This window comes from Butyrivibrio sp. NC3005 (assembly GCF_000424545.1).
Lineage (GTDB): Bacteria > Bacillota > Clostridia > Lachnospirales > Lachnospiraceae > Butyrivibrio.
Map to the genome: position 1 here is coordinate 64,660 of NZ_AUKC01000012.1, position 24,449 is coordinate 89,108.

Annotated in this window: 28 protein-coding genes and 1 riboswitch; all 28 genes read left to right on the forward strand. The window is 37.8% G+C overall.

Annotated elements, in window-relative coordinates; genetic code table 11:
* Positions 1-150 precede the first annotated feature (150 nt).
* The 28 genes from G634_RS0103975 to G634_RS0104120 all read left to right on the forward strand — a co-directional run bounded on the left by G634_RS0103975 (position 151) and on the right by G634_RS0104120 (position 24,442).
* Complete coding sequence (locus G634_RS0103975; protein ID WP_330364753.1) at positions 151-795, forward strand: L-2-amino-thiazoline-4-carboxylic acid hydrolase; 645 nt, start codon at positions 151-153, stop codon at positions 793-795.
* 78 nt (positions 796-873) lie between these two features.
* Positions 874-1,233, forward strand: a complete 360-nt coding sequence (locus tag G634_RS0103980) for a heavy-metal-associated domain-containing protein (protein ID WP_026504199.1) — start codon at positions 874-876, stop codon at positions 1,231-1,233.
* Between the two features lie 230 nt (positions 1,234-1,463).
* Entirely contained in the window at positions 1,464-2,321 is an 858-nt protein-coding gene (locus tag G634_RS17920; RefSeq protein ID WP_051233669.1) for a carbon-nitrogen hydrolase family protein, read from the forward strand.
* Between the two features lie 541 nt (positions 2,322-2,862).
* A complete protein-coding gene (locus tag G634_RS0104000) occupies positions 2,863-3,960 on the forward strand; it encodes an RtcB family protein (RefSeq protein ID WP_196805283.1) in 1,098 nt (365 codons plus the stop codon).
* Positions 3,961-4,034: 74 nt separating this feature from the next.
* A complete protein-coding gene (locus G634_RS0104005) occupies positions 4,035-4,688 on the forward strand; it encodes an IS607 family transposase (RefSeq protein ID WP_196805284.1) in 654 nt (217 codons plus the stop codon).
* Positions 4,621-5,781 carry an RNA-guided endonuclease InsQ/TnpB family protein gene (locus G634_RS0104010; RefSeq protein ID WP_035798819.1) on the forward strand — a complete coding sequence of 387 codons (1,161 nt, stop codon included), beginning with the start codon at positions 4,621-4,623 and terminating at the stop codon, positions 5,779-5,781. The genes G634_RS0104005 and G634_RS0104010 overlap by 68 nt, the downstream gene beginning before the upstream one ends.
* 197 nt (positions 5,782-5,978) lie before the next feature.
* Positions 5,979-6,596 carry a peptide chain release factor H gene (prfH, locus tag G634_RS0104015; RefSeq protein WP_026504203.1) on the forward strand — a complete coding sequence of 206 codons (618 nt, stop codon included), beginning with the start codon at positions 5,979-5,981 and terminating at the stop codon, positions 6,594-6,596.
* A 78-nt stretch (positions 6,597-6,674) separates the two neighbouring features.
* Positions 6,675-6,941: a hypothetical protein gene (locus G634_RS0104020; protein ID WP_026504204.1), complete on the forward strand. Its 267-nt coding sequence runs from the start codon at positions 6,675-6,677 to the stop codon at positions 6,939-6,941.
* Positions 6,929-7,105: a hypothetical protein gene (locus G634_RS22075; protein WP_442855630.1), complete on the forward strand. Its 177-nt coding sequence runs from the start codon at positions 6,929-6,931 to the stop codon at positions 7,103-7,105. The genes G634_RS0104020 and G634_RS22075 overlap by 13 nt, the downstream gene beginning before the upstream one ends.
* 27 nt (positions 7,106-7,132) lie before the next feature.
* Positions 7,133-8,479: a TldD/PmbA family protein gene (locus G634_RS0104025; protein WP_026504205.1), complete on the forward strand. Its 1,347-nt coding sequence runs from the start codon at positions 7,133-7,135 to the stop codon at positions 8,477-8,479.
* 16 nt (positions 8,480-8,495) lie between these two features.
* Positions 8,496-9,704 (forward strand): metallopeptidase TldD-related protein, encoded by a 1,209-nt coding sequence (locus tag G634_RS0104030; protein ID WP_026504206.1) that lies wholly within the window; start codon positions 8,496-8,498, stop codon positions 9,702-9,704.
* A gap of 137 nt (positions 9,705-9,841) precedes the next feature.
* A complete protein-coding gene (locus tag G634_RS0104035; RefSeq protein ID WP_035798856.1) occupies positions 9,842-10,705 on the forward strand; it encodes a GNAT family N-acetyltransferase in 864 nt (287 codons plus the stop codon).
* A gap of 49 nt (positions 10,706-10,754) precedes the next feature.
* Positions 10,755-11,636 carry a metallophosphoesterase family protein gene (locus G634_RS0104040; RefSeq protein WP_026504208.1) on the forward strand — a complete coding sequence of 294 codons (882 nt, stop codon included), beginning with the start codon at positions 10,755-10,757 and terminating at the stop codon, positions 11,634-11,636.
* Positions 11,637-11,681: 45 nt separating this feature from the next.
* A complete protein-coding gene (gene pptA, locus G634_RS0104045) occupies positions 11,682-11,912 on the forward strand; it encodes a tautomerase PptA (RefSeq protein ID WP_026504209.1) in 231 nt (76 codons plus the stop codon).
* A 28-nt stretch (positions 11,913-11,940) separates the two neighbouring features.
* Complete coding sequence (locus G634_RS0104050) at positions 11,941-12,174, forward strand: hypothetical protein (RefSeq protein ID WP_026504210.1); 234 nt, start codon at positions 11,941-11,943, stop codon at positions 12,172-12,174.
* Between the two features lie 33 nt (positions 12,175-12,207).
* Complete coding sequence (locus G634_RS0104055; protein ID WP_026504211.1) at positions 12,208-12,474, forward strand: hypothetical protein; 267 nt, start codon at positions 12,208-12,210, stop codon at positions 12,472-12,474.
* 258 nt (positions 12,475-12,732) lie between these two features.
* The gene (locus tag G634_RS0104060) at positions 12,733-13,224 is read left to right on the forward strand and encodes an AAA family ATPase (RefSeq protein ID WP_026504212.1); all 492 of its coding nucleotides are present in this window, start codon (positions 12,733-12,735) and stop codon (positions 13,222-13,224) included.
* Between the two features lie 97 nt (positions 13,225-13,321).
* Positions 13,322-14,071: a GNAT family N-acetyltransferase gene (locus G634_RS0104065; RefSeq protein ID WP_026504213.1), complete on the forward strand. Its 750-nt coding sequence runs from the start codon at positions 13,322-13,324 to the stop codon at positions 14,069-14,071.
* 70 nt (positions 14,072-14,141) lie between these two features.
* Positions 14,142-14,675, forward strand: a complete 534-nt coding sequence (locus G634_RS0104070) for a GNAT family N-acetyltransferase (protein WP_026504214.1) — start codon at positions 14,142-14,144, stop codon at positions 14,673-14,675.
* A gap of 117 nt (positions 14,676-14,792) precedes the next feature.
* Positions 14,793-15,362 (forward strand): GNAT family N-acetyltransferase, encoded by a 570-nt coding sequence (locus tag G634_RS0104075; RefSeq protein ID WP_026504215.1) that lies wholly within the window; start codon positions 14,793-14,795, stop codon positions 15,360-15,362.
* A 538-nt stretch (positions 15,363-15,900) separates the two neighbouring features.
* Complete coding sequence (locus G634_RS0104080) at positions 15,901-16,386, forward strand: hypothetical protein (RefSeq protein ID WP_026504216.1); 486 nt, start codon at positions 15,901-15,903, stop codon at positions 16,384-16,386.
* A gap of 146 nt (positions 16,387-16,532) precedes the next feature.
* Positions 16,533-18,080, forward strand: a complete 1,548-nt coding sequence (gene cls, locus G634_RS0104085; protein WP_026504217.1) for a cardiolipin synthase — start codon at positions 16,533-16,535, stop codon at positions 18,078-18,080.
* A 245-nt stretch (positions 18,081-18,325) separates the two neighbouring features.
* Positions 18,326-19,162, forward strand: a complete 837-nt coding sequence (locus tag G634_RS17925) for a PHP domain-containing protein (protein WP_051233672.1) — start codon at positions 18,326-18,328, stop codon at positions 19,160-19,162.
* On the forward strand, positions 19,128-19,613 hold the full coding sequence (locus tag G634_RS0104100) for a zinc dependent phospholipase C family protein (protein ID WP_026504218.1): 486 nt from the start codon (positions 19,128-19,130) through the stop codon (positions 19,611-19,613). Before G634_RS17925 ends, G634_RS0104100 begins: the two co-directional genes overlap by 35 nt.
* Before the next feature lie 16 nt (positions 19,614-19,629).
* Positions 19,630-19,836 (forward strand): DUF3795 domain-containing protein, encoded by a 207-nt coding sequence (locus G634_RS17930; protein WP_256379358.1) that lies wholly within the window; start codon positions 19,630-19,632, stop codon positions 19,834-19,836.
* Positions 19,837-20,294: 458 nt separating this feature from the next.
* A riboswitch (cobalamin riboswitch) is annotated at positions 20,295-20,502 on the forward strand.
* 158 nt (positions 20,503-20,660) lie between these two features.
* On the forward strand, positions 20,661-22,304 hold the full coding sequence (locus G634_RS17935; RefSeq protein ID WP_242826761.1) for a sirohydrochlorin cobaltochelatase: 1,644 nt from the start codon (positions 20,661-20,663) through the stop codon (positions 22,302-22,304).
* A complete protein-coding gene (locus G634_RS17940) occupies positions 22,258-23,802 on the forward strand; it encodes an ABC transporter substrate-binding protein (protein WP_051233674.1) in 1,545 nt (514 codons plus the stop codon). The genes G634_RS17935 and G634_RS17940 overlap by 47 nt, the downstream gene beginning before the upstream one ends.
* A 13-nt stretch (positions 23,803-23,815) precedes the next feature.
* Positions 23,816-24,442 carry a precorrin-8X methylmutase gene (locus G634_RS0104120; protein WP_026504219.1) on the forward strand — a complete coding sequence of 209 codons (627 nt, stop codon included), beginning with the start codon at positions 23,816-23,818 and terminating at the stop codon, positions 24,440-24,442.
* The last annotated feature ends 7 nt before the right edge of the window (positions 24,443-24,449 follow it).

Below are 24,449 nucleotides of genomic sequence, written 5' to 3' on the forward strand. Positions count from 1 at the left end.
GTTTTGAGAATCGTAAATGCAAATAGGTAGGATTATGCCCTGAAAGCATATTATAAAAATTGACTGCCAAAAGGAATAGGAATTTCAGGTTCTGCGATAGCATGGTAAAAATGCAGATCATAAAGATTACGTTCAGGTGAGGGAACGACCATGATGAAATACAAGGGAACATATCTAAGATTATTTTCATTTATGCTTAAGAAATACCTTAAAGAACAGTACGGCTTAGAAGTGACCAGAAAAGCTCTTAACGGTTCAAAGGCAGTTTATAGAACAATGCTTGAAAAGGTGGATGATATCGGATCTGATAATCCTATGGCTAAAAATATCTATATGTGCTTTGTATTTCTTGCAATATGGGATGCTGCCGATGGGGCTATCGATGTTGAAAGCTTTGGGACTGTAATAAAGAGATTCATGAAGAGTCCTATGGTCAGTAAAATCATGAGTGGATCAGACTTGAACAGACCAGAAGACATGCAGAAAGCAAAAGACAAATTCCATGCAATGCAGGCATGGGCAGATGCACATCCGCAGTATAAGGATAAGACTTGGGATTTTAATTTTGATGAGACTAAGCATAAAGATGGTAGTTATTATCATTTTACACGTTGCCCATTAGAGAAGTTTGCAAGAGAAAATGGTTATCTAGAAGTTCTACCTGTGTGTTGTGAAATAGATTATCTACTAACCGAAGCTTCACATGGCGTACTTCATAGAGATTATACATTAGCCACTGGTGGTGATATCTGCGACTACTGGATCGTGCCTGATAAGATCAAGGATCCTCAATAAAGCTTGCTAAAATGCATACAGCACCTGAAAAATGTGAAAAGATATGCTTGATTTTTAAAGTTGAGCAGAAAGGAACTGATGTCAAATATTATTATTATTGCAATACTTGTTATTGTTTTTATTGTTATGCTGAAAAGTTCAATAAGGCACTTTAAAGGAGAAGGCGGATGCTGCGGAGGAGGCGGCGGATCTGTTAAAGAGCCTGATAAAAAGCTTTCAGGAACAGTAATAAAAACAAAAGTGTTCAAGATCGATGGAATGCACTGTGAAAATTGCACAAACCGCATAAAACGTGGCATCAATAGAATTGACGGAGTATCTGCAAAACTAAATCTCAAAAAGAAGCAGGCTATTGTGCAGTATGAAAAAGAAGTTGAGGATGAAACTTTGATAAGAGTGATAGAAGAATTAGGCTATAAAGTTATTTCAGTACAGTGAAAAACAGAATTGAGAAAATTGGAGTGCTAAAAAACGTCATAGGCTAGAATGTAGAAATATGGCTATGATTGAAGTCCTGGAGGACTAGTGGAAATATGTTTTTTCGAGTAAAACCTCTAGATATTAATTTAGCCCTCAGTACAAACTTTATTGTCATTCTTAAAGAATATCGGGAGAAATACGGATTTGCCTAGGAAATATGGAATGTTTATTACGAAAGGAACAAAGATGTGAATATAAGAATAGCTTTTTTACAAATCTTTCCAGGAGATAATCTTGATGAAAACATAGAGTTAGGCAAGAACGCTTGCATAGAGGCAAAAGAAAAAGGTGCTGATATAGCTCTTTTCCCAGAGATGTGGAGTGAAGGGTATTATCTTCCACAGGATGCTGATAGGATAAATTACCTTGCCATTGATAAGGATAGCGCATTTATAGAGGATTTTAGGAAGCTTGCAGCTAAGCTTCAGATGGCAATAGGCATAACTTTTCTTGAAAAGCACGAACCAAAGCCTCTGAATTCGGTTATCTTTTTTGACAGAGAAGGGGAAGAGATACTTCATTATTCGAAGGTGCATACCTGTGCATTTGATCTTGAAAAGGTGCTTTCTAGTGGAGAAGATTTTTATACGGCAGATCTTGATTTTGGAAGAGGGACAGTTAAGATTGGTTCCATGATTTGTTTTGACAGAGAGTTCCCGGAGAGTGCGAGAATACTGATGCTCAAGGGAGCTGAATTGATTCTGGCTCCGAATGCCTGTCCTATGGAGATTAACAGGTTATCAGCTATAAGAACAAGAGCATATGAAAATATGGTGGCTGTTGCAACATGCAATTATCCTGAGGGTCATCCTGATTGCAACGGACACTCGACTCTTTTTGACGGAGTACCGTGGGGACGTGATATGTGCGTGTTTGAAGCTCCCGGAGAAGCAGGTGTTTATGTTGCAGATCTTGACCTTGAAAGTCTCAGGAAGCACAGAAGTGGTGATATCATGGGCGATAAGTACAGACATCCTGAGAAATATGACATTTTGGCAGATGAAAATGTTCGAGGCATTATTAAAGGAAAATTTGTACATTGGTAAAACAAACTTCAGGAACCAAGGAACTGCCATTTATACGAAAAATGCGAATTTGTAAGATTCGGCGGCGAAGAGAGCAAACTAAGCTTTCTCCGCCTTTTTTATAATTATCTTTTGATTACATGCTCCCCCCGCTAGAAGTATCATAGCTACTCCAACAACCGTGAAGCACTTTTTTGTGTTGACCGCTCTTAGTCCCAGTGCTACAATCATTCAGTAAACTAAAATGCTTAACGGCTCGCTATCGAGCAGAAAAGGAGGACAATTATGACATCAAACATGAATACTAATTACGAAGCTGTATATACTAGAGGCATGGTTGTCCGTAGTCTAATAGGCTGACAGTTCTGCCGGCTTTTCCACGTACAGGATATAGAACTATCTGACTCAGACTAATCTTAAGTTGACCAAATATGACGGTCAGAATACTAAGACAACTAATATGACCTCTAATGCTAATCAGAGGTGTTTTTGGCGTGTCCGAAACACTCATGGAGGTTTTATTTTGATACAAATAAATGGAAAATACGCAAATGCTAGGATTATGTGCATAGGAGAGACACCTGGCGAAAACATTGAACAGTACGCACTTTCGCAGATTCAGATGATTGCTGATCAAGAAGCATCCAAAGGCAGCACCATCTGCGTCATGCCAGATGTACACCCTGGCAAAGTAGGCCCCATAGGACTTACAATGACCATCAAAGATGCAGTGAACCCATCCCTTGTCGGCATAGACATCGGCTGCGGCATGACTATGACCAAGCTCGGCAGGATCAAGAAGGAATACCAGAAACTGGACACAGTCATCAAAAACAAAGTCCCCGCAGGCTTCAAGATAAGGGACAACGCCCATGACATGGCTACCAAGTTCGATTTTGAAAAGCTCATCTGTGCAAAGCATGTGAGAAAAGAAAAAGCGCTCCTTAGTCTTGGAACGCTTGGTGGAGGCAATCACTTCATTGAAATCGATGAAGATGAAAACGGCGACAGCTACCTCATCGTCCACTCTGGAAGCAGGCATTTGGGCAAGGAAGTAGCTGAACATTATTCAAAGATTGCCCATCAGCATCTAAAAGACATTGGCAAAGATATGTCCATAGAACTTGCCTTCCTTACAGGCGACAGTTTAGAAGCATACCTTCACGACGTACAGCTTGCTTCGGAATATGCAGATTTAAATCGTCGTATCATGATAAAAGAAATATGCAAAGCCATGAAATGGAAGCCAATAGAAGAAAAGAGCTGCATCCATAATTATATTGATCTTAGCGATGGTACTGCGATTCTTAGAAAGGGCGCCATATCAGCCAAAGAAAACGAAGACGTCATCATCCCCATCAACATGAAAGATGGCGTCATTCTTGGCAAGGGAAAAGGCAATAAAGACTGGAACTACTCAGCCCCTCACGGAGCCGGTAGGATTTCTTCAAGAAAAGAAGTGCTTGAATCCCATACGGTGTCAGAGTTTAAAAGCGCGATGAAAGGAATTTACTCCACTTGCATTAGTAAAGATACCCTTGACGAAGCTCCTTTTGCCTACAGAAAACTTGACTATATTAAAGAGGCTGTAAAAGATTCTGTTGATATCACGCAGGTCCTTGCTCCTGTCTATAACTACAAAGGAGGTTTTATTAAGTAATTTGAAATATTGACATTGGTGATTAAAAGTGTTTAAATATACTCATGGAGGACATTATCATGAACACTTCTAATATCACTAACTACAAACCAAAAGATTTTGCTGAATTGTTAGGTGTCTCTGTCAAAACTTTACAACGTTGGGATAGAGAGGGGACTCTAAAAGCAAGTCGAACTCCAACTGATAGACGTTATTACACTTATGACCAATATCTTCAATTCAAAGGTATAAACACAGAAAATGATAATCGTCAGATTGTTATTTATGCCAGAGTGTCTACAAGAAATCAAAAAGATGACTTACATAATCAGGTATCTTTTCTACGGCAGTTTTGTAATGCTAGAGGTATTATTGTAGACCAATGTATTGAAGATTATGGAAGTGGTCTAAATTACAACCGTAAAAAGTGGAATGAACTATTAGATGAAGTCATGGAACAAAAAATCAAAACTATCATAGTAACACATAAAGACAGATTTATCCGTTTTGGCTATGATTGGTTTGAAAAATTCTGTATGAAGTTCAATACGACCATAGTGGTAGTAAACAATGAAGATCTATCACCACAAGATGAACTTGTGCAGGATATTGTTTCGATTCTTCATGTATTCTCCTGTAGGTTATATGGGCTTCGTAAGTATAAGAAACAAATAAAGGAGGATGAGGAAATTGCTAAAGAGCTTCAAGACGGAAATAAATCCGACAGACGAGCAGAAAATCAAGATTAACAAAACTATTGGTACTTGTAGATATGTCTACAACTTCTATCTTTGTCATAACAAAAGCTTACATGACAAGGGTGAGAAGTTTATAACAGGCAAGAGTTTTAGTGTATGGCTTAATAATGAATATATTCCTAATAACCCTGACAAAGTATGGATTAAGGAAGCATATTCAAAAGCCGTAAAGAAATCTATTGAAGATGGATACACTGCATTTACAAGATTTTTCAAACATCAAAGTGCTTTTCCAAGTTTCAAAAAGAAAGGCAAGTCAGATGTAAAAATGTATTTTGTAAAGAACAATCCAAAGGATTGTCGCTGCGAAAGACATAGACTAAACATACCGACTTTAGGTTGGGTGCGTCTTAAAGAAAAAGGTTATATACCTACAACTAAAGACGGATGGAAAATCAAAAGCGGTACAGTATCTATCAAAGCAGACAGATACTACGTATCAGTCCTTGTTGAAATTCCTAATGTTAAGATTGCCAATAATAGCAAAAGCGGTATAGGAATTGACTTAGGCTTGAAAGACTTGGCAATTGTTTCAAATGGGAAAACATATAAGAATATCAATAAGTCAGCAAGATTAAGAAAAATTGAAAAACAACTGCGTAGAGAACAAAGGAGTCTATCACGCAAGTATGAAAATTTTAAGAAGGGAGAGTCCACTCAGAAAAATATACAAAAACAAAAGCTTAAAGTACAGAAGCTTCATCATAAGATAGACAATATCCGTACTAATTACATCAATAAGACAATAGCTGAGATAGTGAAAACCAAACCGTCTTATATAACTATTGAGGACTTGAATGTGTCGGGAATGATGAAGAACAGGCATCTTTCAAAAGCTGTTGCATCGCAGAAGTTTTATGAATTTAGAACTAAGTTAAAGACTAAATGTGATGATAATGGTATTGAACTTAGGATTGTAGACAGATGGTATCCATCATCAAAAATATGCCATTGCTGCGGTAATATAAAGAAAGATTTAAAACTTTCAGATAGAATTTATCGATGTGACTGCGGTTATGTTGAAGATAGAGATTTTAATGCAAGCCTAAATCTTAGAGATGCCAAAACTTACGAAATTGCATAACTAAAGCAAACGTAAGTATGTACTGTGGGCTATCGCAGGAATTTACGACTGTGGAGTGTACAAGAACTTGTGAGTAGCGTATTGCTTGCAATCGCCAAAGCATACACGTTGAAGCAGTAAGAAGTATCCGTGAGGACTTCAATTTCTCGATGTGTTTGAGTATATTTAAACACATTTTGAGTGGCAGGGAATGAGAGATGATAATGCAGATAAGTTCAGGTATAGGACCCGTCGAATGCAGAGTGGCTGTAGGCGGCATATATAGAGCCTTGAAAAAAGAATATCCTGATATAGAGCAGATTACATGTAATAAAGGAGAAGTACCAGACTCATACTCGTCGATTATTTTTTCATCTGACAATAATCTGTCTCATTTACAGGGAACAATGGAGTGGATCTGCAAGAGCAAATACAGACCCGGTCACAAGAGAAAAAACTGGTATGTAGACGTTAGCATCATTCCGGAAACAGATGAAGTTGACGAAACAGTCAGCCCCGATAATATTACTATCGAAAGCTATCGTAGCGGCGGCCCTGGTGGCCAGTATGTCAACAAAACTGAATCAGGCGTAAGAATAACTCACTTTCCTACTGGTATAACCGTTACATCCACCAGGGAACGAAGCCAGTTCATGAACAAGCAGGATGCAATCAAAAAACTCTCTGCAATCTTGAAAAGTGTTAATATAGCTAGTAAAGATAAGCAGAAGAATGCAGCCTGGAGTAAGCATGCACAGATTCAGAGAGGTAATCCTGTAAGGGTTTATGAGGGGGAGAAGTTTGCTGTAAAAAAGAGAATAGTGGTGGATAAGTAACAGAAGTAGGTTATAAAGATATTGCTTTTTGATATTTTTTATACAAATAATAGAGTGATAAGGAATGATACAGAATAGATGCATAGAATAATTAATGACATCCAGATAATAATTGAAAACGTCATAAAAGAAAAACTTCCGGAAGTTTCATCTGATGCTCTAGAAGAAAATGGCAAAGTCTACTATATGAATGGTAAGAACGGTACGGAATTCGACTGGTTTGTAAATAATCATCTGCCGACTTTCATGGTGTTCTATAACGATGAGAAGAACTTCATGATGATGAAGACAGCGGCTGGCAGTTCTTTGCAGGGGATGAGGACGATGAATATATCAATAATGTAGAGAATGTCGAGCTATGCAAGGTCTATTCAATCGCGGGGATAGATCCTACTGTCATAAATCATATTGACAGTCCTGTTGGCACTAGGCTTATTCGCAAGTCATCCGAAGAGTTTGAAGATGATAAAAATCAGCCGGCATTTATGGAAAGATGGAAAAGTGTTTGAGATTTAAAAAGGGGACGGACAAAAAGTATGGACTATAATTTTATATTTCCGAAGGATCTGTATTCTGAAGTTCGCATTGAAGAGCGTTACAGGATATGGCTTACAATCCGGAACGGGAAGATTGAAAATGACGGTGAGTACACCGAAGTCGGGGCCATGGTGCGTGTGTTTGACGGGAACATGTGGTATACGGCAACAACTAACACACTTGAGGATATCCAAAGTCAGCTGGATTCACTTACTAAGATCGCTACGCCTGATCCGGACATTTACGAAAATGAAGTAGTGAAAGCGTTTGAAGTTAACCAAGATGTAATCATGAACTTCGATAAGGAATCGGATATTCGCAATGTACCCAGAAGCAGGTGGAAGGAAATCCTTGACGATTACGTGGAAAAATGCTCAGATCCCGAGGATAAGGATATCACTTTCAGGGAATGCTATATCGGCGGTGAACATGAAAAAAAGCATCTGATAACCAGCAAGGGGACGGATGTCGCGTGGGATATGCAGAGCTGCTACTTCGGCTTTAATTACGGTTTTACTGTGGATGGTGTAACTTCCTACGGAAATTATTATGCCGTGAAGATGACGCTGCCGGAACTTATTGGTCTTGAGGAAAAAGTGCTGGAGAAAAAGGAGCTGTATCTGGACTATGCTAAGAATGCAAAGGACATTGACCCTGGTGAGTATGAGTGCGTGCTTGCTCCCATGGTAACGGCGATGTTTACTCACGAGAGCTTCGGACATAAGAGCGAGGCGGATTTTATGCTGACAGATAAGGCTCTGGCTAAAGAGTGGGTAATCGGAAAGAAGGTGGGCTCCGAAAAGATTTCCATCTGTGATGATGGTCAGCTCTTAAATCATGGTTATGCGCCTTATGACGACGAGGGCACGAAGGCATGCAAGACTTATCTCATGAAGGACGGTGTGCTCATAGGAAGACTGCATGATTCTAAGTCTGCCGTTACAATGGGTGAGCAGAAGACCGGAAATTCCAGGGCACAGGATTACCACAAACAGCCCATTGTTCGTATGACAAATACATATATGGAACCGGGAACGGATAAGTTTGAGGATATGATTGCAGGCATAAAAGACGGAATCTATGTGAGGGATGTATCCAACGGTACGGGTAACTCTACTTTTGTCATTAACCCTACACTTTGTTTCCGTATCAGGGACGGAAAAGTATGTGAGCCTGTCCGCGTGCACATGCTGACGGGCAACGTGTTCCGTACTCTTTTTGATGTGGATGCCGTTGGTGATGATTATGAACTGTTTGACACCTACAGTTGCGGTAAGAACGGTCAGGGCATACGCGTGTCTGCAGGCGGGCCCAGCATTCGCGTTAAAAAACTATCCATAAGCTGAAGATTGAGGTTAACATATGCACAGAGCAAAAGACACATGGTCGCAAAATAAGAGCACGTTTGAATTTGATGAAGGAAAACTCGTTTCATTCGGAAGAGAGAGTAATTTCGAATCCTCTCATAAAATCTACAGAGACGGAATCACAGGTATTTACTATCACATAGGCAAGGTAAGTGACGAAGAAGGTTATGCTAAGGCCAGGAAGAATCTCGAGCGTGAACGTCCTTATCCATTCGAATTGGAGACCGGAACAAGAGCACGGGACAAGAGAGAACGTGTATTAACGGACAGGGAGCTTCAGAGCAAAGCGGAGAACTGCATTAAGTACTTAAATGAGACCTATCCGAAATTCCGCTGCAAGATCAGGTTCACGGGGACCGAGTATGACAGGAGGACCGTTAATGATCTCGGAATGGATTATCGTTCACAGGATTATGCGGTTGGTATAAGCGGCTCTTTTAAGCATTGCGACAGCAAGAACATAGATGACGGATATTTTGAATTTAATATGCGTGATTTTGATGAGAATGTATTCCGCCAGGTAGCGGATGATTACTTTGGTCAGTACGAGGTTATGAATAAGATTCCTGAGGAAGTTATCCTGGATGTGACCTATTACGGGCTTGTCAGTTTCTTCTCGCAACACTTAAACGGCGAGGAACTGGCCAGGGGAACTTCCCTTCTTACCGGAAAAATCGGAGAGAAGCTTTTTTCCGATGACTTTACACTGATCCATGATGCTACGGATGAGGAAGCCTGGTTCAATACTTTCTGGGATGGTGACGGATGCGTATTTGAAAATGACAAACTGGTACTTGTTGAGAACGGCGTTCTGAAGACCGGGTATGCCGACAAAAAGACTGCGAGGGAATATAACATCCCCCACACCGGACCTGCTTATGATAGTTTTTCTGATATTCCGGGAGCGGGAGGACTGAACTTAAGGATCGCGAGGAGCGGGAAGACCGTTAAAGAACTCCTTGATGGGCGCCTGTGCGTGGTGCCGGTGGACTTTACTTCCAGCGGTTTTAATGAAAAGGGGGAGTACACCATGCTGATTCAGAACTCTCTTCTTTTCAACGGCGAGAAAGTCTTGGGCCGTTTACCTGAATTCAAGATTGCCTCAACAGTCTTTGACATGTTCGGCAAGGACTTTATCGGTGTAAGCTCCGACCGCCCGATATACTATGACAAGCAGTTGCTGGTGAGAGTGAACATAGTGTGATGCGGGTCCTAGAATGGATCAATGGGTGATGATGGACAAGAGATAAATAGAATGATAAATCGAGATTTGTAGAGGTAAATTATATTTCAGTAAAATGCACTATGAGGCGTTTGATAATTAAGGAAGCTAGAAATAATATGAGTTTTTGTATAAAAAAGAATTACCGGAAAAACGAGGCTCTCAGAGCATCATTCAATAGATTAGCTGAAAAGACCTTTGGACTTAACTTTGAGAACTGGTATCAGAATGGGTTTTGGCAGGATAACTACAATCCTTATTCGATCGTGATAGATGGAGAGGTTGTGTCTAATGTTTCGGTCAACTCCTGCAACATGAATTATAAAGGCGAAATTGTAAAGTTGATCCAGCTCGGAACAATTATGACAGACATTGACCACAGAGGAAAAGGATATTCCAGAACTTTGATGGAAGAGATTATGAAAGATTACGAGGGTAAGGTTGATGGTATTTATCTCTTCGCAAATGACTCTGTGCTTGAGTTTTATCCGAAATTTGGATTTAAAGAAGCAAAGGAATATCAGTATACAAAAGAGTTGTCAACATCTAACGAATGCAAAGCTGAGATGGTTCCTCTGAAGGATAAAAGTGATTTTGACAGGATTGTCGAGGTATTGGATAAAACTAGTCAGAATGCTCAGTTGTATATGGTTGATAATACTGGATTATATATGTTTTATTTGTCGCAGTTTATGACGGAGAATTTATTCTATATTGCTGATTGTAACTGCTACGCTATTGCGGAAATAGAGGATGATACATTAATTCTTCATGCCATTATAGGAGATGGTGCTGTGGATGATGTTATCGCAGCTTTTGGCTCCAAAGTGAAGAAAGTGGTTCTTTGTTTTACACCAAAAGATACACATGGATTTGAGAAAAGCGAACTTCATGAGGAAGATACTACTTTCTTTGTAAAAGGTAAATTTTTCGAAGATAGTAGCAACGAAGAATACATGATGCAGACAATTACACATGCATAATGTTATATTCCAGTTTTATTTACTATAGGAGTTTGGAGAGAATAATTACATGATTCGATTTCTTGTTTTTAGTGATTTACACTATGATGAAGTAACCGATGGAGACAATCGAATAGAGGAAATATTAGCAGATGCTCAAAAGCGAGACTTGGATTTTATTGTTTCATTGGGAGACTTATGCACTCCAATAAAAGAAAATCAGAGAGTATTGGAGCGATTTAAGTCTTTGGGAATACCTTTTTATAATGTCATAGGAAATCATGAAACCGACAAGTGTATACTTAGTGAAATATTAGACTTTTATGCGATTAATAATCCGTACTATTCTGTAATATGTAACGGATATAAACTGATATTTTTGAATACATGCTATTTAGGCAAAGATGGGAAAGAAGAAATATTTTATAACAAAAATTTTAAATGTGAAGGCACCGTATACCCTATTATTCCGTCGGAAGAAATACGATGGTTACAAGAGGAACTAAAAGATGGTATGAAGAGTATCATCTTTTCGCATCATAGCTTTATAAATGATTTTACTAAAAGAGGAATTTATAATCGCGAAGAGATTCGTAAGAAATTTGTTAAAAAGCAGGTGCTACTTTGTTTGAACGGTCATGACCACGGAGATGATTATTCTATTGTAGATGGAATACCATACATGACGATTAATTCAGCAAATTATGCATGGTTAGGAACTCAGATTGCAAGTTCAAGAGAATTGCAGGAAAGGTATTCTTATTTGAACGGCATACTTCAATATAAACAGGCAATGAGTGCATACATAGAAATTAGTGACAACGAGATAACTGTATGTGGCATGGATGGTGATTATTTATCAGTAACACCAGATGATATTGGATTACCAAACTATAGATGGAATGGAGTATCAATCAGACCACAAATAAGTTCGCTTTTTGTTAAATTGTAAAATCGGAAAATAATCATACAAATTCAAGTTGTAAAGGAGGCTCCCATGCCACACGTAGAGATAAACTGCTTTCCTGGTAGGAGTGATGAACAGAAGAAAGCCTGTGCCGAGAAAATAGCTGATGTAATAGCTGAAACTCTTGGCTGCAAGACATCAAGCGTTTCGGTAGCCATTAAAGAAATAGCTGAAGAGGACTGGAAAGAATTAGTCTGGGATAAAAAGATTGCACCTGAGAAAGAAAAACTGTATAAAGAACCCGGATACTCTTACAAATAATTCAAGTGAAGGTTGGAAAGTCGGGTTCATGATAAGAGAAGAACTTCATGATGATGATTCCTTGGCTCATGGCCTATATGCACAAGGGGAACTTCTATATGATGTGACACAGATTGATAATGATTTTTGGAAGAATCATCAAGATTGGCATGAATATTTCATAACAAGAATAAAAGAAGCTTTTAATATGCTTGAAAATGATTCGCATGCAATAGAAATCAGACAAGAGTATATAGATGCGTATCAAAGATTTTTGAAATAACTCTTCTGCAAATAAACAAATTTGGGGTTGAAAGTGCAAAATATAAATAAATTTGAGATTATAAAGAAATATATCGATGAATACGATTATTGGGAGCTGCTTGCCTGTCATGCACCAAATGACGAATTTGATAGTTACTCGAAACAACTGTCTGAAATGATTACAGAGAAGGATTCGGTTGAAGATATTGCCAAAATGATAGCAACTATCATGGACAAATCGTTTGGAGAAGAAATAAACCCAAAGAAGTTTATTACTACTGCGGGTAAAATAAAAAAAGCATCATATGCGCAGGAGTAAAAACGTTTTAATTCCGGTTTGTTTAAAAAATCAGGTTTTGGAACAGGCGAAAATATTAGTTTTAAATCTATACTAAAAGTATTATTTAAGAGTGACTATAAAATAACCAGCATAAAAAGATACGATTCCGGCTTGATCAAGGCTCTGACATCTTCCTTAAGATGGGGAGACGATTTTTCTTTGTTATGCAAAAAAGAAGAGCAGATCCCAGCATGAATTATGCAGATAAAGAATAGATATATCAATAGGAAGGATACTATGGGAAAAGTAATATTGCTTTGTGGAAAAATATGCAGTGGTAAGAGCTATTATTCAAGAAAATTAAGAGATGAATTAAATGCTGTAATTATATCTCCTGATGAAGCAACCTATGATTTGCTAGATAATGAGCAAGGGGAATTCTATGATATTTTTTCAAAAAGGTTAATTAAGTATTTAACCAAAAAAGTTGGAGAAATTGCACAAGCACGAGCTAACGTAGTTTTTGAAAGAGGCTTATGGTCAAAAACAGAAAGACAAGAAGTCAGAGATTATTATAAAAAATTAGGGATTGATTGTGAGATTCATTATGTATGTGTTGATGATGCAACCTGGAAGCTAAATATTTCTGAAAGAAATAAAAGAGTTCAAGAAGGAAATGGAGGATCGGATTTTTACTTAGATGAAGGTCTTATGGGAAAGCTAGAATCTCTTTGGGAAGAACCAGGCGAAGAAGAATATGATGTCTTATATAAGGTAGATAGAAACTAAACATTAAGATAAAATCAAGTTGAACAAAATCGCTGCGCCACAGCCCTGGCAGGCCATCGCGCAGCGATTTTGTTCAATCGGAGTTTATGGAGAAAATATGGAACAGAAAATGATAATAGTGGATTCGCTGGATAATCTGCCGGAAAATTCTTATAAAACAATCACCATGGATTTTGAAAAAAGCTATGCTGTAAAATGGTATGCAATTCTTGTATACGCAGATGAAGAGCTTATTGGATTTATGCATGTCTTCAGACATCCCGAAAATGCCGGATCGTGGTATTTTAGCGATGTACATACTAAGGCAGAATACAGAAAAAGACAAATTGCAACAAGAATGTATGGAACAGCCTTTGAGCTCGTGAAACAGTATGACAAAGCATATTGTGTAATGGCATCTATACATCCTGAGAATATAGCCTCACTTAAATTGCATGAAAAATTTGGTTTTGTCGATTCACACCAGAAATCAGAATTCGGAGACTTTATTTTTGACCCGAAAGAAACAATGTATTTCTGTTACTTTGTATCGATTTTACCATCAAAAAATAATGAGATGTGTAAAACCCAGCTCTACCCATTATGGAAAATGTATTCACAGGAATACCAGAAGAACGTGAGTTATGAATCAGCAGAACAAGCTGTAAATGAAATGCTGGCACAGACAGAGAAAGAAGAAAGCCTTCAGTTTGACCGCATATGGGCAGGAGATAAACTGATTGGTTTTATCTGCCATTCCTGTGATAAAGATAATGCGGGAAAAGGAATCTTTCAAAAAGATAAAGTTAGGGACTGTTATATTTTGCCGGCCTGGAGAAAAAACTGGAGCAATTTGACAATTGTGTAAAAACACCATAGAAAATAATTCTGTTTTTCAAAATATCACCAACTTCAAGTTTGTCGGCCATGGAGACTATATGAATTATATAAATTTGTTTAATAATATACATCCTGAATTTTTTGATTCCCCAGGGATTAAAGGGATGCCAAAAGATTGGGTGTTTTCGGAATTGATAATGAATCTGCGCAATGATTCGCCGTGCGAAGTAGTGCCGCATTGCCCCGAGAGTATTACTTTTGGAGAATATAAAGGTGATATCAGCAAACTTAAGCAGGCTGTACATGAAGTTGACGCGGACTGGGTGCAGTATTTTGGGGAATGGAGCAGAGTTTTTTGTGCCTTTTATCAGGATGAGATAGCTGCATTCTGTATATTAAGTGATTTTGGAACACATGAAAATCTTAAAGTTGGTGGACCAGGGTGCGTAGGAACCATTCCAAAGTATCGCAAGAAGGGTATTGGACTCGAGATGGTCAGAAGAGCTACTAATATACTAAAAAAAGAAAAATATGACATTTCGTGGATACATTATACCCATATTGAAAACTGGTATAAAAAACTGGGATACGAAACAGTTCTAAAATGGAATGCTGACGGAATAGTAAATTAAAATTATGAGTAATGGTAAAAACGGGAAGTTTAGTCCTTCTAAGAAAACGCTTGATGCTGTGACTGATTCTATGGGCGGAAAATTTGCATAATGAAATATATTATTTGGAGAGTTTAAATGAAATTACTGGAGTTTTATACATTAGAATCAATAGATTTTCCAAAATTGATGGATGTTTATCGTGAAAGCAATGAGGATAATGTATCATTTTTTTATCCTGAAGAGACTGATCTGGATAAGGGACGTCGTCTTGTGGAGCAGAAGTTTTATGATTATTTGAAGACTGATTTTTACAATAAGCAAGGTAACCGATATTATGCTCTTGAAGATAACGGAGAATGGCTTTCTGCTATTCGACTTTTCCCGGTAGAAGGTAAAGACAATACTTTTTTCGCAGAGGCTCTTGAAACTGCACCGGCTCATAGAAGAAAAGGTTATGCAAGAAAACTAATGGAGCTATTATTTGAAAAACTCAGAAAAGAAGGCTCTTTTGAGATAACAGATACGGTAAATAAAAGCAACGAAGTCTCTTTGCAGTTCCATTTAAACTGTGGATTTGAGAAATATAAAGATCCTGCATGTTGTATTTTAAATGGTAAAGTAGATGAAAAAGCTTATACTATGCGTTATGTGGAGAGCATAATTAAAGATAAAAACAGTCAGGAGCTTTATGGGGAGGTAATATAAAATGTGCCCTTTATCTTGAAGATGGAGTAATACATTACGACAAGATTGCAGCTGAAGAATATCAGCCCAAAGGCGAAGACAGCGATGAACTTGTTTTTTCTTATACCGATAACACTGGCGCTACTATTATTAAAGAGCAATTTGAAAATGCTGAAGATGAATTATATAAAAGCTATGACCAACAAGAGGTTTCTTTTGGAGTTATTTATAACGAAAGTGATAATGTATTTCAGGACTTATCAGATGATATTATGGCGCAGATGCTAATGAAATCTTATGAAACTTTTTCTGGGCAAATTAGCTATGATGAATTTAATGAAATTGAGGAAAAAATCAGAACATCATAATCTGTAGTAGTGATTCATGTCGCAGATTAGATTCCAGGATAACTTAGAAAGAAAAATCGCAATTTGTTTAAGAAATTATATTCTAGGTGAATCGATGATATGCTTAGGGAACAAAGAACGGATGGGTAATGATAAAATGACAAGATGCAAAATAAAAGCAGTTATAGGCGCTAGTATTCACAATAATTGAAATGGAATTTTATAATCAATTTGGTCCATTTGCTTTCATGTTAAAGGATCTTGATGGTAATGAAATTCCGGAGCTATTTATTTGTAGAGCCACAGAAGAATTCGATAGTGGAGTGATATACCAGATTTTTACATGGCATGATGGAAAAACCATCGAACTTTTAGGCAGTTTAGGTTATAGAAACGGGATATGCACTATTTGTCAGGATAATTTATTGAAGGTAGAGAGTTCTGGGACAGCTACTGATTATGGCAATACCATTTACTACCTGCCTGCGAATAGCACAGAGCTTAAGGTAGTTGAGCAGTTTTTTGCTATACAAAATAAAGAAGATTCAACAAAATCAGATTTCTTTTGGCTTTCATCGGATGGGGAAAAGACTCCCATTACCGAAGATAAATATTTAGAATATGAACAAAACTATGTAGAACAGGCTGATCTTAGATATATTGAGGGAACGCAAGACAATATAGCTCATATGGAATAGTCGATAATACGAAGTTAATCGCACAAATTCAAGTTTAATCATTCCAAGAAAACGCTTGATACTGTTATTGATTCTATGGACGGAAAATTTGCATAGTACGTGTAAGCGAACAAAAATTTAATAATTCTTAATCGAGGAGCATCCTTATGAAAAAGATAATCGGCAGGATCATAATCGTCATACCGGCACTGGCGCTTCAGGTATTCTGGTTCTATCTGACACTGGGTTTGTTGAACAAAGTTACAAAGGGCCACTTTGGAGAGATTATCAATGGTATCTTCACCGTGCTTGCGGTTTTCTTTGTGGCGAGGCTGATTGCACGGAGAGATGAGAGTTCATATAAACTGTTGTGGGTGCTCGTAATAGTTGCGCTTCCGGTTCTTGGAGCAATGCTGTACTTCACACTGGGGAATAAAACCACAGGCAGGGCCCTTAGGAGAAATCTTCAAAAAACTGCTTCGGAGCTTAAAGGATTATATGATGGTGAACAGCTGCGAAACACTGGGAATTTAGATGAAATCGAAAAGGAAGACGTAAGGCTTTCGCAGACGCTGTCGTTTATCACTGAATCTACAGGCTTTCCTGTTCTGCAGAATGATTCATCGAAGTTCTATCCCTTTGGTGAATATATGTTTGCTGACATGTGCGAGGATCTGAAGAAAGCTGAGAACTTCATCTTCATAGAATACTTCATCATTCAGAACGGTAAGTTTTGGGGTACGATCACTGAGATTCTTGCTGAAAGAGTACAGGAAGGTGTTGATGTAAGGGTTATGTATGATGACCTGGGAAGTATCGCTACCTACTCGGTAAAAGACATAAAGGAGTTATCTAAATTAGGCATTAAATGTGTTCCTTTTAACCCGTTCTTCCTGATCAAATCCCAGCTTAATAACAGGGATCACAGGAAAATAATGGTAATTGATGGAAAGGTTGCCTACAGTGGTGGAGTGAATCTTGCGGATGAGTACATCAATGAGAAGCAGGTGTTGGGAAGGTGGAAGGACATAGGATTCCGTGTGACTGGAAAAGTGGTGGCTTGTTACACCTATATGTTTACTGAGTTCTGGAATGCATTTGCTCGCGATAAGATTTCTGACGAGGAGCTTAAGAAGGTGGCAGCTCTTGATGTTCCATTATGCCGGGACAATGGGTACATTCTTCCGTACTATGATTCACCGATGCGAGATGAGCATACCAGCAACATTCTTTTTACAGAAGTACTTTCGACGGCAAAGGACTATGTCTGGTTCTATACTCCTTACCTCATGCTTGGCGATGCGCTCTTTGATGCCTTTATCAGAGCGGCTCGTAGAGGTCTTGATGTGCGGATCATCATGCCGGGTATTCCTGATAAGAAGCTGGTCTACAGGTTATCTAGGAGTTACTATGAGGATCTGCTTAAAGCTGGCGTAAAGATTTATGAGTACACTCCCGGATTCGTTCATGCCAAAGCCTTTGTTTCAGATGATAAGCTTGCTGGAATTGGAACGGTGAACCTTGATTACAGAAGTCTTTTCCTCCACTTCGAATGCAGCTCTGTCTTCTACAAGGCCGATATAGTAAAAGAGCTGAAGACTGACTATCTCAATACGTTAGAAGAATGCAGGGAAAGGAGTCTTGAGGATATCAACAGAAAACTGGTACACAATCTCATTGATAACTTCCTGCGAGTTTTAGCACCATTGATGTGAAGAGTTATATCAGCATATTAGAAGTTAATCACACAAATTCAAATTTCAAAAATATACGCTTTTGAAAGAAGGAGGAATTTATAGTCAATGAGAACACTTTTTTTGACATCAAACGGTTTGAACGAAAATACCAGCGATGTATTTTGGAAATGCATAAATAAAGATCACAGGAAGGATATTTAGAGTTGTATGTTGGAATTTATGAAGATTACGGATTTCCCAAAAGACAACATTGGAGGTCAAAAATGATAGACGGACACATTCATATAGAGTACGGTGATTACACACTTGAATGGATACAGAAGTTTGTTGATAAAGCTGTAGAAATGGAGCTTGATGAGATAAGGCTTCTCGAACATAACTACATGTTTAAGGAGTTTGCACCCATGTATGATACTGTGTGCGCTAGTAGTGATTTTGTTAATGACTGGTTTCAAAGAAAAGCTGGCAAAAAGAATTACAGTGAGTATCTGGAACTTATTGAGAAAGTAAGAGAAAGAGAGTATCCTGTAAAAATCAAATTTGGACTTGAAGTATGCTTTTTCAAGGATTCTGTGGATCTGGTTACAGAACTTACCAAGGATAAAGGCTTTGACTTTTTACTAGGCAGCATCCATTTTGTCGATAACTTCGCCTTTGACCACACAGCACAGTTATGGGAAGGAATCGATGTAGATAAGACCTATAAAACCTTCTTTGAAGACTCAATAGAACTTGCGAGGAGCAAAGTTTTCGATGGCCTTGGCCATCCCGATTCAATAAAACTATTCGGTCATAGACCATCCTATGACCTGACAGATTATTATGAAAGGCTCGCATTAGCCCTTTCAGACAGCAACATGTACGCTGACCAGAATAGCGGAACTCAGAGAAGATGCCCGGATACATCACCCCTTGGCATGGATAAAGAACTTATAAAAGCGCTTAAAAGACATAATGTAAAAATTATTACATCTTCAGATGCACATCACCCTGAGGACGTAGGTTACAAGATCAGAGAATTAGAGGAAAAGTATATCGTGTACCAAGGAGGATTTTTGAGGAACTATGGCATCAAGTATAATGCATCTTGCGGTAACTAATGAACTTATAAAGAAGTACACTTTTAAGGATATAAATCGCCTTAAGTTTGGAGCAGTCCTTCCCGATGCCGGTCAGAAGCAGGCCGGACACATCAAGACAGGACTTTGGGGTTATAACAAAAAAGGTTATTACTTTGAGTTTTTCAGATTTAAATTTGGAGATCTTAGGAAGGAAGATGACCTGTATCTTGGTTATTATCTTCATCTTGTGCAGGATGCCTGTTACAGACATTTTGTCTATGATATTCATCACTGGAATTCACATACACCTGGAAATGTTGAAAAGCTTCACAATGACTATTCGATCATCAATAGTTACGTTGCTGATAAATACAAACTTCATAATGACCTTGAGGTTCCATCTGAATTCGAGAAAGAGCCAATTAATGAAATCTGCTTTTACGACGTAAACTGGTTCATGGAATCCCTTGATAAATATTTCATAGTCTAAGCTAAATGGTGTAGAGATAACCCAGGATATGATAAATTGCGTAGGCTGCAGGCTTACAGGAGTGAAGACGCCTTTTTGCCAGTTTTTGTGTAAGATCAGGCAATGTGCATTGGGCAGGAAGGTTGTTACTTGCGGAGACTGCACTGAAATGACATCATGTTCCAAGCTTTCTGAAATAATCAGTAATAATCCTGATGCCAAGCGCAGACTTGAGGGTAAATAAAGCTCAGGACTTTGATATAATGTGTTGTAGTAAAAGATATTCACGCTATGACAGGGGGATTTATGGAAAACAAGGACATTATTGAGGATTCTGAATTGTGTACCTTGCCGAATGGTGAATTTTGATTTGTGGGAGAGAATATTAGTGGATAAGTAACACGATGTAAGGATGGGGACATGGGGGTACACTTTAAAATGCTTTATTGAAAAAATAGGAATGTAAAAATATTTAATAAAACAAAAAGCTATCGCGTTGATTGATATGACATTAATTCAAGCGATAGCTTTTTTGTTCGACAAAATGGTAAAAACAAGAAAACTAATGATTTGTCAAATTTGTACGATAAAATATTAAGATAAGATTAATTAACAAAATTTTTACCTTGCCTAAAAACATTGTTTTGTTATATAGTATCAAGTGCTACATTTTAGAAGGCGAGCTTATTAAAATGTAGCATGAAATTAAATAAAGCGGAGGGTGTCTGCAGGCGAAGAAAGTCGCTGTGCAGGTGAAAAGGGAAGCGGGTGTGAATCCCGCACGATCTCGTCACCGTATTTCGAGAGTTTTTATCGATAACCACTGGAGAAGTCCGGGAAGGGGATAGAAGCGCTGCAAGTATTTGCAAAATCGATAAGTCGGGAAACCTGCCAGTCGCTGTACATGGGAGACCAGGCCACGAGGAATTGGCTGTACGAATGACTTATGTAAGAGATTTAATAATCTTTTACTTTATTTTCGTATGTTTAATTCTTTTTATTCTTTATAATCCCAGTACAGGACGACTAAACTTGCATATCTAACCTTACGCTAATCTAGGAGGTTTTATGAAAAGAAAATTCTTGGCACTAACTATTACAACAGCATTGTCATTTGGAATGCTTTTTGGATGCAGCTCTAAGGCAGATGATGCTGACAATCAAAGTAGTAAGGAAAATTCTGTATCAAACTTGTCTGATTCATCAGAGTCATCAAATGCTGAGGCGCAAAGCAGTAAGGAAGAGGAGACAAATGTTTCCAGAGACGTTTTAGCAGATGGACAGTATCAGGCTACATTTACAACAGATGGAAAAATGTTCCATATAAATGAAGCTTATGACAATAAGGGAACACTTACTGTTAAAGATGGAGAGATGACAATTCATATTACACTTCCATCCAAAAATATCGTGAATCTTTTCCCAGGAACAGCTGCCGATGCTCAAAAAGAAGGCGCTAAACTTCTTGAACCTACAATAGATAAAGTAGAATATGAAGATGGAACAAGTGATGAAGTTTATGGATTTGATGTTCCTGTTCCGGCAATAGATGAGGAATTCGACCTGGCTCTTATAGGTACCAAGAAAAAATGGTATGACCACAAGGTAAAAGTATCTGATGTACAAGCTTTATCATCAGAGGATGATCAAGCTGCAGCAGATAAAGTGGCCGCGCTTATTGATTCTATTTATGTTCAGAAATGGACAAAAGAAACAGATGATCTTTGCAAGCAGGCAAAAGAAGCTTGGGATAATCTGACAGATGCTCAGAAAGAGCTTGTTAGCGGCGAAAATGCTGATCCTGATTATTTTGGCAGAGATACAGGAGATGCGTCTAAAGATGATGCACTTAACGAAGACAATATTGGAGAAAAAGAGCTCCTTGTTGTAAGTTTTGGAACATCATTTAATGATAGTAGAGCAGAGGATATCGGAGGAATCGAGAAAGCGCTTGCAAAAGCATATCCAGACTGGTCTGTAAGAAGAGCATTTACAGCCCAGATTATTATCAATCACATTTTGGCAAGAGATGGCGAGAAGATTGACAATGTAGATCAGGCTCTTGAGAGAGCAGTTTCAAATGGTGTTAAAGAACTTGTTATCCAGCCTACACTTCTTATGCATGGTGCAGAGTATGACGAATTAAAGGAAAGTGTTGATAAATATAAAGATAAGTTCAAAAGTGTAGTTATTGCAGAACCTTTAATGGGTGAAGTTGGAGCAGATGCAAAAGTTATAAATGATGATAAAAAAGCTGTAACTACTGCTATAACAAGCGAGGCAGTAAAGGCAGCTGGTTTTAAGGATATTCAGGCTGCAAAAGAAGATGGAACAGCATTTGTATTCATGGGACATGGAACATCACACACTGCGAAAGTTACATATTCTCAGGTTCAGACTCAGGTAAATAAACTTGGATATGAGAATGTATTCATCGGAACAGTTGAAGGTGAGCCAGAAGAAACGTCACTTGAATCAATTATTGAAAAGGTTAAAAAAGCAGGATATAAAAAAGTTATTTTAAGACCTCTTATGGTTGTAGCAGGAGACCATGCCAATAACGATATGGCAGGAGACGATGAAGATTCCTGGAAGAGCGGATTTGAAGCAGATGGCTCTTTTGAAAGTGTTGAATGTCAGATTTCAGGTCTTGGAAGAATAGAAGATGTTCAGAAGATTTATGTGGAGCATACAGGAAGTGTTATCAAATAAAAAGATCACAATAGGATTTTTTATATTAATAGCAGCATTATCAATTTTTATTAATGGATGCGGGGATAGTTCTGAAAGGGAATATCCCGCATCTGTAACTCTTTTTGGAGGAAGCGGCAGGGCATATATTGAAAGTCCTTGCAAGATTATTGAAAAAGATGGCCTTGTATGGGCAGACATAGTATGGAGCAGCAAATACTATGACTACATGGTTGTAGATGGAGAAAGATACGAAGTCATCAAAGGTGAGGGAAATTCTGAGTTTATTATACCTGTAGAGCTTGGAAAAGAAATCTCTTTTCAGGCAGATACAACAGCAATGGGAACTCCGCATTTAATCGATTATACAGCTGTTTTTACCAAAATAGATAAAGACAGTATCGGTAGTGAAGAAAAAAATACTGAACGTGCCAGCAAAACGATTACTTATTCAAAAAGTGTCAGCTTAGATAAAGTCGATATTGAGGGACTAAAATATATAAGCACAGACCAAAATGAATATGCTACTTGTTTTCGTATCTATAGATATTCTGACGATTGTGTGCTGATTGCAGTTAGAGATGGAAGAAAGTATTTATTATTACCCAAAGATTGTAAAGAGTCTTTTTCTGTTCCCGAAAAAGTAAGCGTTCTAAAAGTTCCTATTACTAATATATATTTGGGGGCCTCAGCTGTGATGAGTCAGTTTGATTCGATAGGAGCTATAGATAGTATAAAATTTGTAGCTACCAAGAAAGATGACTGGTACATAGATTCAGTGCTGCATGCAATGGATAACGATTTGATAAAATATGGTGGGAAATATAGTGCTCCAGATTATGAAACATTAGTAGCATCAAAGGTTGATGCAGCTATTGAGAATACCATGATTCTTCATAGTCCCAAAGTTACCGAAAAACTGGAAAAACTTGGAATACCGGTATTTATTGATTGGTCAAGTTATGAAGATTCAGTTTTAGGAAGGCTTGAATGGATTAAAGTGTATGGAATCCTTACAGGTCGTGAAGATAGTGCTGATAAAGCTTTTGCAGAACAGATAACTCAAATAAAAGATCTGGATATACAGGATATAGAATCCAAAAGTGTAGTCGTTTTTTCACTAAATTCGAATCATCAGATTGTTACGAAAAAGAAAAATGATTATCTTGTAAAAATGATAGAGTGTGCTGGAGGTAAATATCTTTTACCAAAAGAAACTAAAGAAGATTCAAGATCCCAGATGACTATAAGTATTGAAGCTTTTTATTCTTATGCAAAAGATGCAGATATAATAATCTACAACGGCGTTATTGAAGATGCACCGGATACGCTTGAAGAGCTAAAAAATATGGATATTACATTTAAAAATCTTAAAGCAGTCAAAAATGGTAATGTCTGGTGTGTTGACAAAGCATTGTACCAATATACAAGTAAGACTGGTACCATCACCAGCAATATTTATGATGTATTAAAGAACGGAAAAGAAAAAACACAGTTTTTGTACAAATTAAGCAATTGATAGGAGCAATAAAGTGGAAGTAAAGCATATCCTGCCTTCTGACATAGAGAAGGAGAGTTTCAATATAATAAGGCGTGAACTTTCTGAGAATGGAAAAGTTATAGCTGATGAAATAGAACCAACAGTAGTACGTGTTATTCATACAACAGCTGATTTTGAATATGCGGATACGCTTGTTTTTTCTGAAAACGTTATCGAAAAAGCAATTAGGGCTATACAAAGCGGAGCACATATTGTAACTGATACCAACATGGCGTTATCAGGAATAAATAAGAAGATACTTGAAAGATTTGGCGGAGAAGCTCATTGTTTTATGGCAGACGAAGATGTAGCTAAAACTGCGGTACAGAAAAAAGTAACTAGGGCAATTGTGAGCATGGACAAGGCAATAAAACTGGATGTACCACTTATTTTTGCAATAGGGAATGCTCCAACGGCGCTTATAAGATTAAGGGAGCTGATTGATGAAGGTCTTGTTAGACCTGAACTTATAATAGGTGTTCCGGTTGGATTTGTTAATGTGGTTGAAGCTAAGAAAAAAATAATGGAATGTGATGTTCCTTACATTGTTAATAGAGGAAGAAAAGGCGGAAGTACAGTGGCAGCGGCTATTTGTAATTCACTTTTATACAGGATTTAAGATTCTC

Excerpts from the sequence above, each read along its gene's own strand:
- G634_RS0104060 (WP_026504212.1), top strand. The coding sequence starts at position 12,733 with ATGGGAAAAGTAATATTGCTTTGTGGAAAAATATGCAGTGGTAAGAGC.
- G634_RS0104100 (WP_026504218.1), top strand. The coding sequence starts at position 19,128 with ATGGCATCAAGTATAATGCATCTTGCGGTAACTAATGAACTTATAAAG.
- prfH (WP_026504203.1), top strand. The coding sequence starts at position 5,979 with ATGATAATGCAGATAAGTTCAGGTATAGGACCCGTCGAATGCAGAGTG.
- G634_RS0104065 (WP_026504213.1), top strand. The coding sequence starts at position 13,322 with ATGGAACAGAAAATGATAATAGTGGATTCGCTGGATAATCTGCCGGAA.
- G634_RS0103975 (WP_330364753.1), top strand. The coding sequence starts at position 151 with ATGATGAAATACAAGGGAACATATCTAAGATTATTTTCATTTATGCTT.
- G634_RS0104050 (WP_026504210.1), top strand. The coding sequence starts at position 11,941 with ATGATAAGAGAAGAACTTCATGATGATGATTCCTTGGCTCATGGCCTA.
- cls (WP_026504217.1), top strand. The coding sequence starts at position 16,533 with ATGAAAAAGATAATCGGCAGGATCATAATCGTCATACCGGCACTGGCG.
- G634_RS0104010 (WP_035798819.1), top strand. The coding sequence starts at position 4,621 with ATGAGGAAATTGCTAAAGAGCTTCAAGACGGAAATAAATCCGACAGAC.
- pptA (WP_026504209.1), top strand. The coding sequence starts at position 11,682 with ATGCCACACGTAGAGATAAACTGCTTTCCTGGTAGGAGTGATGAACAG.
- G634_RS0104000 (WP_196805283.1), top strand. The coding sequence starts at position 2,863 with ATGTGCATAGGAGAGACACCTGGCGAAAACATTGAACAGTACGCACTT.
- G634_RS0104035 (WP_035798856.1), top strand. The coding sequence starts at position 9,842 with ATGAGTTTTTGTATAAAAAAGAATTACCGGAAAAACGAGGCTCTCAGA.
- G634_RS0104040 (WP_026504208.1), top strand. The coding sequence starts at position 10,755 with ATGATTCGATTTCTTGTTTTTAGTGATTTACACTATGATGAAGTAACC.
- G634_RS0104025 (WP_026504205.1), top strand. The coding sequence starts at position 7,133 with ATGGACTATAATTTTATATTTCCGAAGGATCTGTATTCTGAAGTTCGC.
- G634_RS0104020 (WP_026504204.1), top strand. The coding sequence starts at position 6,675 with ATGCATAGAATAATTAATGACATCCAGATAATAATTGAAAACGTCATA.
- G634_RS17925 (WP_051233672.1), top strand. The coding sequence starts at position 18,326 with ATGATAGACGGACACATTCATATAGAGTACGGTGATTACACACTTGAA.
- G634_RS0104070 (WP_026504214.1), top strand. The coding sequence starts at position 14,142 with ATGAATTATATAAATTTGTTTAATAATATACATCCTGAATTTTTTGAT.
- G634_RS0104080 (WP_026504216.1), top strand. The coding sequence starts at position 15,901 with ATGGAATTTTATAATCAATTTGGTCCATTTGCTTTCATGTTAAAGGAT.
- G634_RS0103980 (WP_026504199.1), top strand. The coding sequence starts at position 874 with ATGTCAAATATTATTATTATTGCAATACTTGTTATTGTTTTTATTGTT.
- G634_RS17940 (WP_051233674.1), top strand. The coding sequence starts at position 22,258 with ATGTTCAGAAGATTTATGTGGAGCATACAGGAAGTGTTATCAAATAAA.
- G634_RS0104075 (WP_026504215.1), top strand. The coding sequence starts at position 14,793 with ATGAAATTACTGGAGTTTTATACATTAGAATCAATAGATTTTCCAAAA.
- G634_RS0104030 (WP_026504206.1), top strand. The coding sequence starts at position 8,496 with ATGCACAGAGCAAAAGACACATGGTCGCAAAATAAGAGCACGTTTGAA.
- G634_RS17935 (WP_242826761.1), top strand. The coding sequence starts at position 20,661 with ATGAAAAGAAAATTCTTGGCACTAACTATTACAACAGCATTGTCATTT.